General features: G+C 33.6%; 15 protein-coding genes. 8 read left to right on the forward strand and 7 right to left on the reverse strand.

Annotated features, from left to right (window positions below; translation table 11 throughout):
- Position 1: 1 nt before the first annotated feature.
- Complete coding sequence (tamL, locus tag C8N41_RS06120; RefSeq protein WP_317124567.1) at positions 2-2,566, reverse strand: translocation and assembly module lipoprotein TamL; 2,565 nt, start codon at positions 2,564-2,566, stop codon at positions 2-4.
- Between the two features lie 338 nt (positions 2,567-2,904).
- On the opposite strand from tamL, the gene C8N41_RS06125 reads away from it, so the two are divergent.
- Positions 2,905-3,639, forward strand: coding sequence for a TrmH family RNA methyltransferase (locus C8N41_RS06125; RefSeq protein WP_092444747.1), 735 nt, complete (start codon positions 2,905-2,907; stop codon positions 3,637-3,639).
- Here C8N41_RS06125 and porT read toward each other — a convergent pair.
- Together porT and ubiE are read right to left on the reverse strand one after the other, a co-directional pair.
- Complete coding sequence (gene porT, locus C8N41_RS06130; RefSeq protein WP_092444745.1) at positions 3,626-4,342, reverse strand: type IX secretion/gliding motility protein PorT/SprT; 717 nt, start codon at positions 4,340-4,342, stop codon at positions 3,626-3,628. The genes C8N41_RS06125 and porT overlap by 14 nt on opposite strands.
- 1 nt (position 4,343) lies before the next feature.
- Positions 4,344-5,075: a bifunctional demethylmenaquinone methyltransferase/2-methoxy-6-polyprenyl-1,4-benzoquinol methylase UbiE gene (ubiE, locus tag C8N41_RS06135; RefSeq protein ID WP_115838585.1), complete on the reverse strand. Its 732-nt coding sequence runs from the start codon at positions 5,073-5,075 to the stop codon at positions 4,344-4,346.
- 243 nt (positions 5,076-5,318) lie between these two features.
- On the opposite strand from ubiE, the gene trkA reads away from it, so the two are divergent.
- The 6 genes from trkA to C8N41_RS06165 all read left to right on the forward strand — a co-directional run bounded on the left by trkA (position 5,319) and on the right by C8N41_RS06165 (position 9,698).
- Positions 5,319-6,668 (forward strand): Trk system potassium transporter TrkA, encoded by a 1,350-nt coding sequence (trkA, locus tag C8N41_RS06140; protein WP_092444741.1) that lies wholly within the window; start codon positions 5,319-5,321, stop codon positions 6,666-6,668.
- Positions 6,669-6,675: 7 nt separating this feature from the next.
- Positions 6,676-8,178 carry a TrkH family potassium uptake protein gene (locus C8N41_RS06145; RefSeq protein WP_115838586.1) on the forward strand — a complete coding sequence of 501 codons (1,503 nt, stop codon included), beginning with the start codon at positions 6,676-6,678 and terminating at the stop codon, positions 8,176-8,178.
- Between the two features lie 162 nt (positions 8,179-8,340).
- Positions 8,341-8,589: a hypothetical protein gene (locus C8N41_RS06150; RefSeq protein ID WP_092444738.1), complete on the forward strand. Its 249-nt coding sequence runs from the start codon at positions 8,341-8,343 to the stop codon at positions 8,587-8,589.
- Positions 8,590-8,722: 133 nt separating this feature from the next.
- Complete coding sequence (locus tag C8N41_RS06155; protein ID WP_115838587.1) at positions 8,723-9,004, forward strand: hypothetical protein; 282 nt, start codon at positions 8,723-8,725, stop codon at positions 9,002-9,004.
- An 11-nt stretch (positions 9,005-9,015) separates the two neighbouring features.
- Positions 9,016-9,273, forward strand: coding sequence for a hypothetical protein (locus C8N41_RS06160; RefSeq protein ID WP_115838588.1), 258 nt, complete (start codon positions 9,016-9,018; stop codon positions 9,271-9,273).
- Between the two features lie 170 nt (positions 9,274-9,443).
- A complete protein-coding gene (locus C8N41_RS06165) occupies positions 9,444-9,698 on the forward strand; it encodes a hypothetical protein (RefSeq protein ID WP_115838589.1) in 255 nt (84 codons plus the stop codon).
- A gap of 83 nt (positions 9,699-9,781) precedes the next feature.
- Here the strand turns inward: C8N41_RS06165 and C8N41_RS06170 are convergent, their stop codons facing one another.
- Positions 9,782-10,966 carry a pyridoxal phosphate-dependent aminotransferase gene (locus C8N41_RS06170; protein ID WP_115838590.1) on the reverse strand — a complete coding sequence of 395 codons (1,185 nt, stop codon included), beginning with the start codon at positions 10,964-10,966 and terminating at the stop codon, positions 9,782-9,784.
- 32 nt (positions 10,967-10,998) lie between these two features.
- Complete coding sequence (locus C8N41_RS06175) at positions 10,999-12,096, reverse strand: fatty acid desaturase family protein (protein WP_115838591.1); 1,098 nt, start codon at positions 12,094-12,096, stop codon at positions 10,999-11,001.
- A 146-nt stretch (positions 12,097-12,242) separates the two neighbouring features.
- On the opposite strand from C8N41_RS06175, the gene rsmG reads away from it, so the two are divergent.
- Positions 12,243-12,869: a 16S rRNA (guanine(527)-N(7))-methyltransferase RsmG gene (gene rsmG, locus C8N41_RS06180; RefSeq protein WP_115838592.1), complete on the forward strand. Its 627-nt coding sequence runs from the start codon at positions 12,243-12,245 to the stop codon at positions 12,867-12,869.
- Positions 12,870-13,079: 210 nt separating this feature from the next.
- On the opposite strand, the gene C8N41_RS06185 is transcribed toward rsmG, so the two are convergent.
- Both C8N41_RS06185 and pruA read right to left on the reverse strand, forming a co-directional pair.
- Entirely contained in the window at positions 13,080-14,768 is a 1,689-nt protein-coding gene (locus C8N41_RS06185; protein WP_115838593.1) for a T9SS type A sorting domain-containing protein, read from the reverse strand.
- 146 nt (positions 14,769-14,914) lie between these two features.
- A complete protein-coding gene (gene pruA / locus C8N41_RS06190) occupies positions 14,915-16,540 on the reverse strand; it encodes an L-glutamate gamma-semialdehyde dehydrogenase (RefSeq protein ID WP_115838594.1) in 1,626 nt (541 codons plus the stop codon).
- Positions 16,541-16,585: the final 45 nt, after the last annotated feature.

The following is a 16,585-nucleotide window of genomic DNA, read 5'->3' on the forward strand; positions in this document are numbered from 1 at the left end:
ATTAAAACGGATAGTTAATTCCAATGTTATAAACCGCATTTTTAAAGTTATATTCTTTAAACCATCGTTTATTTTCGTCTAATGAAGGATCGTAGGTTTTAAATCCTATATCAAACCGAAGTACAAAAAAGTCGAAGTCGTAACGGATACCAAAACCAGATCCTACAGCTATATCTTTTAATGAATTAAAATCGGTAAACGTGGCTCCCTCATCAGTGACGTTGTCTAATACATTCCAGATATTACCAGCATCGACAAAAATAGCTCCTTGAAATGCTCCAAATAAGCTAAAACGCTGTTCTGCACTAAGGTGAATTTTAAAGTTAGCTTCATTAAACTCGTTGGTAGATTGAGAGCTTCCTGGTCCTAAATTATAAGCCGTCCAAGCTCTGTTATCATTTGGTCCACCTGCAAAGAAACTTTCTGCAAAAGGAATACTATTAGAGTTGCCAAACGGAATGGCAATACCTGCATAACTGCGAAACGCTAGTACATTTTGCCTTCCTAAATCAACATACTTTACATAATCGATTTCTGTTTTAATATATTGTGAAAATGCCACTCCAAAAACTTCATAATTACCTGCATCATTTTTTGTAGCACCTGCAACGCTAGATATACTAGAGAGGAGATTTCCTGCTAATTCAAGCCTCATTTTAAAGACGGAGAAGTCGTTGTCAAAAATATTTTTTCTCTTGTCTTTTATGTAATCAAAACTAGACGACACAATGAGGTTGTTTTCCGTTAATCGCTCTTTTCGCTCTTCAATATTATTAACTGTAACATAATCATCATCATTAGACGTTAAACTTGTGTTACCTTCTAAAACATTGTTTATAAAAATATCTGCAGGTGCATAAGAATTGGATAAACTAGAATCGAATAAACTTTCATCATCTCCAATATAATTAATGTCTTGAGCTATAGTATTAAGACTTGAAAATGAATTGGTATAGACCCCAAAATAATTACTGGTATTTAGATTTTTTACAAAGTTAATATTAAGTAGTTCTAAAGTATTGGTCACTGTTTTAGAAGGGTACCAATTGTAGCTGTACACACCTGAAATGGCTTGTTTATCTAACCCAATGTTTTGTTGGCTTGTCGCAGAAAGGTTAAGTACTGTGCTTGGCGACATGTACTTAGGTATAATCTTATCTGTATTAAAAGGACTAAATAATCTAGGAATGGTTAAACGTACATTTCCACCAAATTCATTAATATCAAAAAAGGAATCCTCTAAGTCATTTCGGGTTTTAGATGCTCCTATCGCAGCAATTCCAGATATTTCTAAAGTTTCAGCACCTCTAAACACGTTTCTAATTTTTAAACCTGTACTAAATGAAAATCCTATAGTTTGGATATTACTAGTATTAATTTCAGGATCAAAACTAAGGCTATATTTCTTTTTAGGTTCTAAGAAAATATTAGCAATTAATGAGGTGTCTGCTTCATTTTCAATAAAATCGATGTTGGGATAGCGAAACATTTGTAAATCATTGAGGTAACGCGATGTTCTGCTTCTTGCGAGATCGCTATAATGGTCTCCTTCATTTATAAAAACAGCATCAGTGAGTGCTTTTGGTCTAAATTTTAGCTTTTCTTTACTGTAAAGATTGATGCCCTTGTAAGTGGTGGTGTCTGAGATGGCTTTAAACCGATTGTTAAAATTATCGTCTGTATAAATATTAACTTCCTTTATCTTATAGATTTTAAAGGGAGTTGTGGTTGTAGAATCATCACCTCTAATAGTTCTATTGGCTATAATTAAATCGGTATGCACCTTATGATTAGTGCCTATGGTATCCATTTCAAAACGGATATAATCTTGTCCAAAATGATAAAAACCAGTATTCCGTAAATAGGTATTGATACGTTCGCGCTCATTTTCATAGTTCTGTTCATCAAATTGTTCTCCTTTTTTAAGTAAGGTCGATTTTATAAATTTAGGATAAACAGAATCTATGGCACTACTACTAATAACAGGTCTTAAGGAATCTAAAATGTAGGGTTTGTTTTTGGTAACCTTGTAAGTAACTTTAGCATATTTATTACTATCCTTTTCTACATCGTAAGTAACTTGGTTGTTAAACCAGCCTTTACTATAGTAGTATTTTCTTAAGTTTTTTGCGGTTTTAATGGTTTGGTCTTCATCATAGATAACAGGAGCTTCACCAGTGCGTTTTAACCAAGCGTTAAAATTGCGTCGCATTTCTATTTGTTTGTCAAATTGTTTTTTAGACAGAAGTGCGATTCTTCGTTTAACCTTAGTAGAATCACTTAAAATATTAGCATTTAAAATAGAATCTATATTTGGTCTGGCTAAATTATAAATATGAAGTTTTAAAGGGGTGCTAAAATATTTTCTCATTCCAGAATTTACCTTTTGAGAAATGATATTATTAATACGCTCGTTAGTAACTTGAACACTGTCTTCAAGAATGGTATTTCTAATAATAAGATGATCTCCATCTTTAACGCGTTTTACCACATTACAAGACCATAACATCATAAAGCTGAGTGCAAGCAATGTATAGCGATGCCAAGATTTGTGTTTAGTAAACAATGTTAAAGAGGTGTGTCGCAAAGTTGAATTTGGTAAATTATTTTTTTACTTTTTATAAAAAACAAAAATAATACCATTTCTTCGTTAGAAATAGCATCGTTACTTTAATTTCGGAACAACATTAAATCAAAAAACGTTTACTTTGTATTATAAAGCGTTCCATACAACAAATGTAAATACATTTTAAAGAACTCAAATTACCTTTTATTTTTAAACCTAAATTGATGCTTTTGTACATATAAGTATCTTTTTTATTCTGTTTTTAAGTATTAGAGCTGAAAGATTTGCTGACTAAAATAAGATGTTGCAATATATAGGTAACGATTAAAATGAGCTAAATGATATCAAAGAATCAAATAAAGTTAATTAAAAGTTTAGGGCAAAAGAAAGCGCGCCAACAACAAGGCTTGTTTATAGTTGAAGGCATAAAAGGTATAACAGAATTCTTAAAATCAGAGTATGTTTTAAAACATCTCTACACCACGAAACTTATATTCGATGCTCCTCAAGGTCTTATTTCGGAGATTTCAGAATTAGACTTAAAGAAAATATCAGCACTCAAAAATCCGAACACTGCATTGGCCATTTTTGAAATTCCGACAGTAAAACCTTCTCAAAATACTGGGTTAATTGTCGCATTAGATGATGTAAGAGATCCTGGGAATCTAGGAACCATAATAAGACTCTGTGATTGGTATGGTATTAAAGATTTAGTATGTAGTTACAATACTGTAGATTGTTTTAACACTAAGGTTGTACAAGCTACAATGGGGTCTTTAACGCGTGTTAATGTGCAATATGTAGATCTAGAAAGTTATGTGGAAGCTCATAATACTGATATATTCGGAACTTTTTTAGAGGGTGAAAATATCTATACCACAACGCTACCAAGACAAGGTATTATCATTCTCGGAAATGAAGCTAATGGAATTTCAGAACGCATTGAAGCTAAAGTAAATAGAAAAGTCACAATTCCTCAATTTGGAACTATCAAAGAGACGGAAAGTTTAAACGTCGCAAACGCTACAGCAATATTATTAAGCGAGTTTAAAAGGAGAACTATTGAAATGTAAAATTAATAAATACACCTCTAGTTTGCATTTTTGAAATGTTGCCAGTCCATGGACTATTAGGATCAACATCTTTCACGATTTCATTATTCATTGAAAAAACACCGCGTATAGAAGGGGTGAACTTAAAGTGAAGTAAATAGAAGTCTATACCAAAACCTATCTCGTAGAAATATGTGTTTTTGATCATTCTAAATTCTCCTGAACTATTATCATCTGGATTATCTTCATTACTAGATAAGTTTATAGCTGTAGACACACCACCAACAATAAAAGGTTTAAAATTATTAATGCGTTTGGTAGAAAATTTTACTAAAAGAGGAATATGAACATACGTCGATTTCACCTCTCTTAGCAAATCAGAATCATTGAAATCAGTGCCTTGAAAATAGCTTTCGTCATAAACTATATTTCTGGTGGTAAAGAATACGCCTGGTTCTAATCTTAAGTTTATAAAATTATTAATTCGCATGTCGCCAATAAGACCTAAATGAAAACCAAAGGTGTTATCGACAAGGATATCTTCTAAATTTTCGTTGTAATCAAAATTAAAATCATACTGATTGAAGCCTAAGAAATAACCCCAAGTTAAAAACTTTTGATCAATATTATCCACAGGGTTCGTCACTTTTTCTTTTGTAAAAAGCTGTGCAGAAGATTGTTGAAAGGTTACTAAAAATACGAAAAGAAAAAAAAGATGTTTCATATTATGCTTTAGATGCTGTATAAATTGTTGCGACTCCCATGGTTTGTGGCAAGTCTTTGACATTAATAAACCCAATTTTTCTTAAAATATTGTTTAAGGCTTCACCATATGGAAAAACAGATGCCGATTCGCTTAAATAACGATAAGCTACTTTATCCTTAGAAAACAGCTTTCCTATTGTAGGCATAATCAGTTTGCAATGTACATTGTATCCGGCTTTATAAATAGGGTTTGTAGGCACCGAAGTTTCTAAAATAACAAAAATACCATTTGGCTTAAGTACTCTTAAGATTTCTGCAAGTCCTTTTTCTAAATGTTCAAAATTTCGAACACCAAAGGCTACTGTGATAGCATCAAACGTATTATCCTCAAAAGGTAAATCTTCAGAGTCGCCAATAACCATAGAGATAACAGCGTCTAATTGTTTGGCTTTTATTTTTTGGCGCCCAACCTCTAGCATGCCATCACTAATATCTAATCCAATAATTTCTTTGGCATTAGTGCGTGCTAAATTAATTGCTAAATCACCAGTTCCGGTGGCAATGTCTAAAATGTTTTTGGGATTGTTTTTTGAAACAAGTTTCACAACCTTATCTCTCCACTTTACGTCTATTCCAAAGGAAATTACGCGATTTAAACCGTCATACTCTTTAGAAATCGTATCGAACATTTTAGTAACCTGATCTTTCTTAGATTGGTCACTGTCCTTATATGGGTTTACTTTTTCGGCCATAAAAATTTTTGGCAAATATATGGATAAGTTACAAGTACTTAAAGTGGGAACTATTTAAAGTTAAAATAAATATTTCCCTTAAAAGCAATCAATTTATAAAGTTAACGGTTAGAAGGCATATTTCATTTTGTGTGAAGACTACTAATGCATGTGTTTTGTCGATGTAATTAACTTTAAATACTACAGGCTCTTTATAACTTATAACTTATAAGTATATTTGTACGTTTATTTCAAAGACATACAATGAAAATTATTATCGCAGGTGCAGGTGAAGTAGGATTTCATTTGGCGAAACTTTTATCTTACGAATCTCAAGAAATTACATTAATTGATACCAAGAAAGACAGTTTGGCTTATGCTGGAGAACACCTAGATATTAGAACCATTAAAGGAGATGCGACTTCAATTTCTATTCTTAGAGATGCGCGTATTGAAACTGCAGCGTTATTTATTGCTGTGACATCTTCGGAGACTACTAATATTACGGCTTGTGTATTAGCAAAGCAGTTGGGAGCCAAGCGTACTATTGCACGTATCTCAAATACTGAGTTTATAGATAATAAAGAAACCGTTGGGTTTTCTAAATTTGGAATTGATGAATTAATTTCTCCAGAATCACTGGCTGCGTCAGAAATAGAACTTCTACTAAACCAATATGGTTTTAACGATACATACGTATTTGAAGATGGTGCGCTTACCATGCTAGGTTTGCGCTTGTCTCGTACCGCAACATTTGTAGATAAAACGGTGAAGGAGGCAGCGGAAATTTATCCCGAATTAAATTTTATTCCTATTGCCATACAACGTTTAGGAACACAATACACCATAATACCTCGTGGTGATACCATTTTTAAGGAAGGTGACAAAGTAGTTTTTATTACTTCTAAAAGTGGTGATGAAGAATTATTTAAGCTTTCAGGAAAAGTTAAAGTTGCGATAAAAAATGTAATGATTCTTGGCGGAAGTCAAATCGGATTTAAAACCGCCAAAGATTTGTGCTCCAGTAAGTTTAATGTTAAGCTTGTAGAAAGCAGAAGGGGTAAAGCCGAAGAATTAGCCGAAGATGTTCCTAACGCTTTAGTCATTTGTGGAGACGGTAGAAATGTTGATATTTTAGACGAAGAGAATATTTCAGATATGGATGCGTTTATTGCAGTGACTGGGAATTCGGAAACCAATATTATGTCTTGTCTCTTAGCAAAATCTAAAGGTGTTAAGAAAACTATTGCCTTGGTGGAAAATATGGATTATTATCAACTATCCCAATCGATTGGAATTGATACTTTAATAAATAAAAAACTACTAGCTGCTAATAACATTTTTAGATATATTAGAAAGGGAGAAGTGGTTGCAATGACCAAGTTAACCAATATGAATGCTGAATTGCTAGAGTTTGTAGTGAAACCTAAATCTAAAATAACGAATAAGGTTATTAAAGATGTGAAATTTCCAAAATCGGCTATTATTGGAGGTGTTATTAGAGATGGAAAGGGCTCTATACCGTTAGGTAGTTTTAAGATTCAACCTGGAGATCGTGTGGTGGTATGTTGTTTGCCGCGCTCTATTTCTGAAGTAGAACGTTTTTTCTCTTAATATCGTTATGTCTCGTATAAAACTCAATTATAAAATTATTTTTCACTTCTTTGGCTTACTGTTGCTATTTAATGGTGGCTTTATGCTCATCGCAACGATTATAAGTCTCATTTATAAAGATGGTGTTACTTTTGAGTTGTCTTTAGCAGGGTTGGTAACCTTATTAATTGGGGTTTTTGCCATGTATAGAACCAAAGACCATCGCAAGGAAATGAATAAGCGCGAAGGTTATATTGTTGTCGCTTTTGGTTGGATTGTTATGTCACTCACAGGAACATTGCCTTACATGACGACTGGAGCTATTCCTTCATTTACGGATGCTTTTTTTGAAACGATTTCTGGGTATACCACAACAGGTGCCAGTATATTAAACGATATTGAAATTGTTCCAGAAGGTGTGCTGTTTTGGAGAAGTATGACGCATTGGATTGGCGGTATGGGAATTATCGTTTTAGCAATTGCAATTTTGCCATTACTGGGAGTTGGAGGAATGCAGTTATTTACTGCAGAAGCACCTGGGCCAAGTGCAGATAAGTTACACCCTAGAATAACAGATACGGCAAAACGCTTATGGCTTATTTACGTCGGCTATACCGTAGCAGAAACGTTACTGTTACAATTAGCAGGCATGTCTTTCTTTGATGCCATTAATCATGCTTTAAGTACATTGTCTACAGGTGGATTTTCAACAAAAAATGCTAGTGTGGCGTATTGGAATGATAATCCATTAATTCAATATATTATTATATTCTTTATGTTTTTGGCTGGGACTAATTTTGTATTGAGTTACTACTTATTTAAAGGTAAGGTTTCCAAAATTTTAAAAGATGAAGAATTTACGCTTTACTTTAAATTTGTAATCATTTTTACGCTCATAGCAGCAGTTTTAATCTATTTTAGAGCAGATGTTTCTCAGTCTTCAATTCTGCACCCAATGGTTTTAGGAGAAGCCGAGAGCGCCTTAAGACATGCCTTGTTTCAAGTGTTAACGGTAGTGACAACTACAGGGTTTGTAAGTGCCGATTACACCATGTGGACTCCTTTTTTAACTGTTTTCTTTTTTGGAATGATGTTTTTAGGTGGTTCGGCAGGAAGTACCTCTGGTGGTGTTAAAGTGATGCGTCAATTAATTTTAATTAAAAATAGTTTTTTAGAATTTAAACGCGCCTTACATCCAAATGCTATTGTTCCTGTGCGTTATAACGGTAAGTCGGTTTCTAAAGATATTGTTTTTAATGTTTTAGGGTTCTTTATTTTGTATATGCTTTCGTTTATAGTTGGAGCGTTGGTTTTTTCTATGTTCGAATTAGACTTTACCTCTGCCATCGGTTTATCTGCTTCTAGTTTAGGAAACGTCGGTCCAGCTTTGGGTGATTTTGGACCTGTAAATAATTATGCTGCATTACCGCCTTTAGGAAAATGGTGGGCTTCTTTTTTAATGCTTATTGGACGATTGGAATTGTTTACGGTTCTGATATTATTGACACCTTTTTTCTGGAGGAATAGATAAATTTTCAACTTTTTTTTAAATATTATAAAATATAGCTAGCCTATATTCTCACTGATAATTTTTAGATTTTTGGAACTTTGTTTTTGTTAGGGTCTGAAAAACAGGTTGTAACATTTGTAATGGTTGTGCGTCTTATCGGTATAACCAATTAAATCATCCATCATGGAATTATCATTACACTCAGCATTAGAAATTGTACCAGAACCCATTGAGGTATCTCATTTTACAACTCAAGGATTGTTAAATTCAAACTATAAATCGATAGTGAAACAAAACTATAAAACGTTAGCTTCAGAATCGGTGTTTGGGATTAGACAACGCTCAAGAACAATTCAATTTAATACGGTAAATCATATCGGTGTTATTTTAAAGTTATCCGTATTTGCGCTTACCCTTATCGCTTTGTTTTAATTAAGCGAACACTCCCCATTGATTTTATCAACTGATGCTGTAAAAGTGTCTTTAATGTACTATATCTCCTATTATTATAGGTGCTGATGTGGATTTTTATATCCTTATTTTTTAACTTAAAACACTATGAATTATGCCTTCTAACTCAATGAATGTAATCAATTTTAATAGAGGTCAACTGACGCAACGCGATAGATTTAAACACGTGTTGGGTGGTTATACAAAAAAACGTAAAACGGAATACACTTTTCCTAAAGCGACAACAAGTCAATTGAAGGCACTAAGAAAAAGGTTAAAAGAAGAAAGACAAATTAGAATGCTAAAAGTGGTAGCGTTGAGTATTATTTTAATAATACTACTATTTAGTGCAATCTTGTATTCCACAGATGGTATTGTTGAATTATTTACCTATTAAATATAATTAATATGCCACTAGGAGAGTCTATGAGGAGTACCTTAAAAAGTAATAAGGCTATTATGATTGATAAATCTAGGAGATTTAGAAAGACACTTGGTGGTTATAATAAGGGAAAGAAAAAGGTAGTTAATTTTCCGAATGCTACATCAAAGGATTTACAATTGATTAAACAAAAATTAAAAAAGGAGAATCAGAGACTATGGTGTAAAGTTGCTGGAGCATTGGTACTATTTATAGGCGTGTTGCTTCTTTTAATAATATGGTAAAGATGAATTTATATTTAAACAATTAAAAATTCGATTTTTATTGATTAATGTCAGTTACGGTGTTGTTTTTGTGTTAAAATGCTAATATTTAGTTGATTTATTGCGGATTCGGTAAATATTTTGTATTTTATCAAAAATGAAATTATTCACAATCCAAACGACTGTTAATTATGAAAGCGAGTATAAATGAAGAAAAGGAACACAAAACAATAACAGCTAAAAAGTCGCACTTTACATACAAAGGACTTTTAAACTCGGGTTACAAACGGATGGTAAAGCGCAATTTTAGAAAGGCTGGAAAGAAATCTATATTTGGAATTAAGCAACGTGCTAAATCGCCAAAAATGTGTCAAACAACCCACGCGACTTCAATGTTATTAAAAGTTTCAGTTTTTGCTGGTGTTGCTCTTGTGGCATGTGTTTAAATATAAATATTATAAAGAATAAAAAAAAGTTGCGACGAATACTGTTGCAACTTTTTTATAAATTAGAAATAAGTTTTAAGGTTTTAACTTAAAGCCGTTTTAATGCGCTTTATTGCTTCAATAATTTCATTTTGTGATGCTGCATAAGAAATTCGGATACAATCTTTATTTCCAAAGGCTTCACCTGTAACTGTTGCAACTAAGGCTTCCTCAAGTAGAAACAAGGAGAAATCTGTAGCATTGTTTATGGTTTTTCCTTTAATTGTTTTTCCGAAGTAAGATGACACATTAGGAAATACATAAAATGCTCCTTCAGGCTCATTGGTTTTAAAACCTTCGATTTCACTCAATAAGTTTAAGATAAGCTTACGTCTTTCTTTAAACTCATCTACCATATATTTAATACGAGAAGGATCAGCTTCTAAAGCGGTTATAACAGCACGTTGTGCAATACAGTTGGCTCCACTAGTCATTTGGCCTTGCATTTTATTACAAGCTCTAGCGATCCAGTCTGGGGCTCCGATATAACCGATTCTCCACCCTGTCATAGCAAAGGCTTTTGAAACTCCGTTTACGGTGACGGTTCTATCTTTCATATCTTCAAACTCAGCCATACTAAAATGACCTCCTTTAAAATTAATATGTTCATATATTTCATCAGAAACCACATAAATATTAGGATGCTTTTTTAGTACATCGGCCAATGCTCTTAATTCGGCTTTACTGTATACAGAGCCACTTGGGTTACAAGGGGAGCTATACCAAATCATTTTGGTCTTTGGAGTAATGGCAGCTTCTAATTGCTCGGCTGTCATTTTAAAATCATTTTCTATAGAGGTTTCTACTTCTATAGGTACTCCATCGCTCAATTTTACAATATCGCTGTAACTTACCCAATATGGACAAGGTAATATAACTTCATCTCCAGGATTAAGCATTACAGCAGCTATATTAGCTAATGATTGTTTTGCTCCGGTAGAAACAACTATTTGAGGTAAGGTGTAATTGAGATTATTATCGCGTTTAAACTTTTTTATAATAGCCTCTTTCAGCTCTACATAACCATCTACAGGAGTATAGCTATTGTAGTTTTGATTGATGGCTTCGATTGCGGCCTCTTTAATAAAATCTGGTGTATTAAAATCTGGTTCGCCCAAACTTAACCCAATAATGTCTTTTCCTTCTGCTCTAAGTTCTCTAGCTTTTGCTGCCATAGCAAGTGTCGCTGAGGTGGCTAGATTGTTAATTCTATCCGATAGTTGATTCATTGTATTTGGTGGTTTTTAAACTGGAAATTATACTAGGCCATACTCGGCTTTCTACCTAATTCTTTTAGTTGCTGGTAATGCTCATAAATAGCTTTCCAAATGGTATTGTATTCGTTATATGGTAAACTAAATTCATGAGCTGTTTCCCTAACTATTTTTGCAATATTTTTATAATGAACATGGCTAATATTAGAAAACAAATGATGTTCTACTTGTCTGTTTAAGCCACCTGTGTAAAACTCAACAATCCAACTCTTCGGCGAAAAGTTTGAAGTGGTAAATAATTGGTGAATTGCCCACGTATTTTTCATTGTACCATCTTTGTCTGGTAAAGGCATTTCGGTATTTGGCATAACATGAGCTAGCTGAAATACCACGCTCAAAATAATACCTGCCGTATAATGCATAATAAAGAAACCGATTAAAACCTGCCACCACGTATAACCAAGTGCTAATGGTAATACCACCCAAATGGTGTAGTAGATAATTTTACCAATAATTAATTTAGTCCATTGTGTTGCCGGATTAGGAAAGTCACCGTATGATAATTTTCTTTTAAGATATTGGTAAGTTTGTTTAAAATCTGTAGTTACCGCCCAATTTACTGTTAATAGTCCGTATAATAAGAAAGCATAATATCTTTGGTACTTATGTATCTTTAACCATTTAGCATGTTTAGAAAAACGAATGATTCTTCCAGCATCAATATCCTCATCGTGGCCTTGAATATTTGTATACGTATGGTGAAGCACATTGTGTTGTACTTTCCAGTTATAATCATTACCAGCTAAAATGTGAATACTACTACCCATCAGTTTATTAACCCATGCTTTGCTCGAAAATGAACCGTGATTTGCGTCGTGCATTACATTCATACCTACACCAGCTATTCCTACTCCAATTACAATCATAGCTATAATTTGAAGCCATGCAGGAATATTATCTATGGTTAATAAAAGTATTAGAGGACCAAGTAATAAGGAAAACATGATGATAGCTTTGGTATAAAGCTTCCAGTTTCCTGTCTTTTTTATGTTATTGTCTTTAAAATAAGTGTTAACGCGTTTGTTAAGTGTTCTAAAGAACTTTGCTGAATCCGTACGAGAGAATTTTACGGTTTGTTGTGTCATTTAATTAGTTTTATTTTAATTATAACGTTTGGGATTGTAAATCATTATAACAATGCAAAGATAGTTAATAAATAAAAAGCAACCTTAATCGATTAACGTTAAATTATGAAGATTAAAATTAAGTACTTTTGTCAAAAATTCAAACAATGAAACTCATCCTAAAATACTTTCCGAATTTAACTAATACTCAAATTCAACAATTTGAGGCCTTAGAAAGGTTGTATAACGATTGGAATAGTAAAATCAACGTTATTTCGCGTAAGGATATTGATGAGTTGTATCTAAGACACGTTTTGCATTCATTAGGTATAGCTAAGGTGATTAATTTTGCTCCAGGATCCTCAATTTTAGATGTTGGGACTGGTGGTGGATTTCCTGGTGTGCCTTTGGCTATATTATTTCCAGAGTGTCAATTTCATTTGGTAGATAGCATTAATAAAAAGTTGAAAGTGATTAACGCCGTCGCAGAAGACTTACAACTCACTAATATAAGAACAACGCATAGTAGAGTAGAGGCCATAGACGAAACTTACGATTTTATTGTCAGTAGAGCAGTAACCACAATGCCAGAATTTACGACTTGGATTAAAGGAAAAGTTGCAAAAACTCAAAAAAATGATTTGAAAAATGGAATTTTATATTTAAAAGGAGGAGATTTAACTGAAGAACTAAAACAATACAAAACGGTTAAAGCGTTCTTACTTTCTGATTATTTTGAAGAAGCATTCTTTGAAACAAAAAAAGTCATTTATTTACCTTTAAAATTTAAATAAAGTACCGATTAAAGGTTTAAATTTTATGGGCGAAGCTAATATAAGAGTTGCTGCATTTATTATTAATGGTAATAATTCAGTATATAATGCTAGGTCAGCGAGCTTTGGAGACACTCAAACTATTGAAGAGCTTTAAGAGTAATATTTAGTAGATTAATAATAATTAAAATCCTGTAACGAAACTTACAGGATTTTTTTTATTTAAAGTGATTATTGCACTACCAATTTAGTTGTGAAACGCGTACTATTTTCTGTTACAACATTTAAAAGGTAAAATCCGGAAGCTAAATCTATAGGTATAATAGTTCTGTTATGTAATGTTACTGCTGTGTTGTAAACAGTTTTACCAGTTAAATCTGTAATGTCGATAAGAGCTTTGTTGTTGGTATTAGAGCGTAGTATTAATTTGTTTATGATGGGGTTTTTTTCTATTTGAATTGTGTTTAATTCTAAATTAGAAATATGTAAAGAAGGATTTAAAATTTCATCTAATGCAAAGGCTACGTTAGCTTCAGTGAGTAATACGTGTGGCTCACTATGGTCTGGAATAAAAGTATTGGCAAATGGAGTCTGTGTCGTTGCTTCAGGCCCTCCTATATCGACACTGTGATTCCAGTTAATTTCATCATTTTCAAATTCAACGGCCAAAGCACTTACTGAGGGAATAAAATTAAATTTATCAATGGAGAGAGCGTCTACAAAATCGGTGGAGACACCTTCACCAGTGCCCAATTCACCTGTGAGTACGGCTAAGTCAAATAAACCACCAGGAGCAGCATCCACGCCATCTGAGTAACTAAAAGATTCGCTTTCAGCAATAGATCCTTCAATTTCATTACCAAATAGTTGTATCGAAATACTGCTAACCGTATTTGTGGCACTTGCTTCTGGTGTAAAATTAACATCAATTAAAATGGATGCTGTAAAAATGGCGACAGGTACATTTAATGTGGTACTCATTACAGGATAATTATTAGTAACTGTTGGTCCAGAATCTCCAATGGCAAAATACGGTATATTACTACCACTGCCATTAATTATAGAAATATTTCTTGTTTGTTCTGGAAATCCAGATGGTGTTAAAGCATCTATGTGAGATTGAAAAATTGCTCTAAATGGATGAGCTACAGGTAATTTTAGCGTAGGATCGAATGATACTAAATCTTCACCAGACAAATGCGCCTCTAAATGATCTGTAAGTAACTGGCGTGCTGCTGAAGACTTTAAAAGTCCGTTAATTAAGGGTTGAACCTCTGCGACAGCATTAGTGTTATTGTAAGCTAAAAAGTTTAGTTGATGCTGCAAACCAATAGGAACATTAGCACCATGATGAGGTGAATCAAAAGAAATATAAAGTCTGGTGTCGGCGTCCATAGAATTTGCTTCCATGTAATTTAAGGCATATCGGGCAATAATTCCACCCATACTAGGTCCGATTATCACATTTTGTTCGGGACTATTTGAAGCTTTCTGGGTGTTTATAGTTTCTATAAGTTCTACTAATATCATAGCATTACGTTCCATAAAATCGGCTCCACCATCGATAATAGAATTATCCGCAGTTCTCGTGTATGTAGGGAAATTTAAAATAACCACGTCAAAACCTTGAGCTCTTACCAAATCGGCTAAATTTTGATTTCCTGAAGTTTCTACAAAATCTAACGAGTTATATAAACCCGTGATATCTCGGGCATCTCCTGGATCAAAACCATCTACTACGAAAATGGGTTTATCTAAAATGTTATCCGGACTTAAAAATACTTCATATTCGCCTTCACCAGGATAATTTGTGGTTTCTCCATAGGCAGATAAATCTGGAGTAATTGCTGAGGTTATTGAATTTTGAGCAAAGCCTAAAAAAGGTAAGCACCATAATAGCGTAAAGTAATGTTTTTTCATAAGTACCCGATTTTAATTATTATCTTCAAAAGATACAACGTTTACTATCACTACCGCTTATTTTGGATGTCATTTCTATGAAATGCAAAAAAAATCCTTAAAAGTATTGTACTTCTAAGGATTTGCATTTCAGTATATTAAAGTTGTTATCCTAAAAATGGATATCTGTAATCTGTAGGAGTTACAAACGTCTCTTTAATTAATCTAGGAGATACCCAACGTAATAAATTTTGAGGACTTCCGGCTTTGTCATTTGTACCAGATGCTCTAGCTCCTCCAAATGGTTGCTGACCTACCACAGCACCTGTTGGTTTATCATTTATATAGAAGTTTCCGGCTGCATTTTGTAGTGCTTTTGTAGCTTCTTCAATAGCGTATCTATCAGTAGAGAGAATTGCACCAGTTAAGGCATACTCACTTGTTTCGTCAACCAGTTTTAACGTTTCAGAATAAGCGTCATCTTCATATAGATATATAGTAATTACAGGACCAAACAATTCGGTAGACATTGTGGTGTATTTTGGGTCTGTAGTAACAATAACAGTAGGTTCAATAAAGTAACCCTTCGATTTGTCATAATTACCGCCAGCTATAATCTCGGCATCACTATGGGCTTTAGCTTCATCAATATATTTTGCTAATTTATCAAATGAACCTTCATGGATAACGGCAGTTATAAAGTTACTCATATCTTCTGGAGATCCCATTTTAAAAGAGGCTATATCTTCTAATAAATAATGCTTTACATCTGCCCAAAGACCTTTTGGGATATATGCTCTAGAGGCAGCACTACATTTTTGTCCCTGAAACTCAAAAGCACCACGCGTAATCGCTGTAGCTACTTGTTTAGCATTGGCTGTTTTATGTGCAACGATAAAATCTTTTCCACCTGTTTCACCAACTATTCTAGGGTAGGTCTTGTAGTTATGAATGTTGTTTCCAATTTGTTTCCATAATTCTTTAAATACATGGGTAGAACCCGTAAAGTGTAGTCCAGAAAAATCAGGACTGGCTAATACTGTATTTGTTATCATCACAGGATCTCCGAACACCACATTAATAACACCATCTGGAACACCGGCTTCTTTAAAGATATCCATAATCACTTTTGCAGAATATATTTGGCTATCACTTGGTTTCCAAACAACCACATTTCCCATTAATGCCATACAAGCTGGTAAATTACCGGCTATCGCTGTAAAATTGAAAGGAGTTACAGCATAGGTAAAACCTTCGAGAGGTCTATATTCTACTCTGTTCCATGCTGCACTTGTGCTTTCAGGTTGCTCCATGTAAATTTCAGACATAAACTGCACGTTAAAGCGCAAGAAATCTATTAGTTCGCAAGCCGCGTCAATTTCAGCTTGATAAATGTTTTTAGATTGTGCTATCATTGTCGCAGCATTAATCTTAGCTCTGTATGGGCCTGCAATTAATTCTGCAGCTTTCAAGAAAATTCCAGCACGTTGTTCCCATGGTAATTGAGACCACGATTTACGAGCTTCAAGAGCTGTAGAAATGGCTTCTTCAACATGAGTTTTGTCTGCAAGGTGATATTCACCTACAATATGTTTATGATCATGTGGAGGAGACATTGGACTGGTGTTGCCCGTTTTAACGTCTTTTCCATTTATGTACATAGGAACTTCAACCGTTGCATTATACATCGATTTATAAGCTTCAGAAACAGCTTTGCGTTCTGCTGAACCAGGTGCGTAAGACATAACAGGCTCATTAACTGCTATAGGTACATTAAAGAATCCTTTTCCCATAATATATTTGTTTTTTAAGTTTGAATTTTACAAGTGCAAAGGTAC

Source organism: Winogradskyella sediminis (genome assembly GCF_003387355.1).
Classification (GTDB): domain Bacteria; phylum Bacteroidota; class Bacteroidia; order Flavobacteriales; family Flavobacteriaceae; genus Winogradskyella; species Winogradskyella sediminis.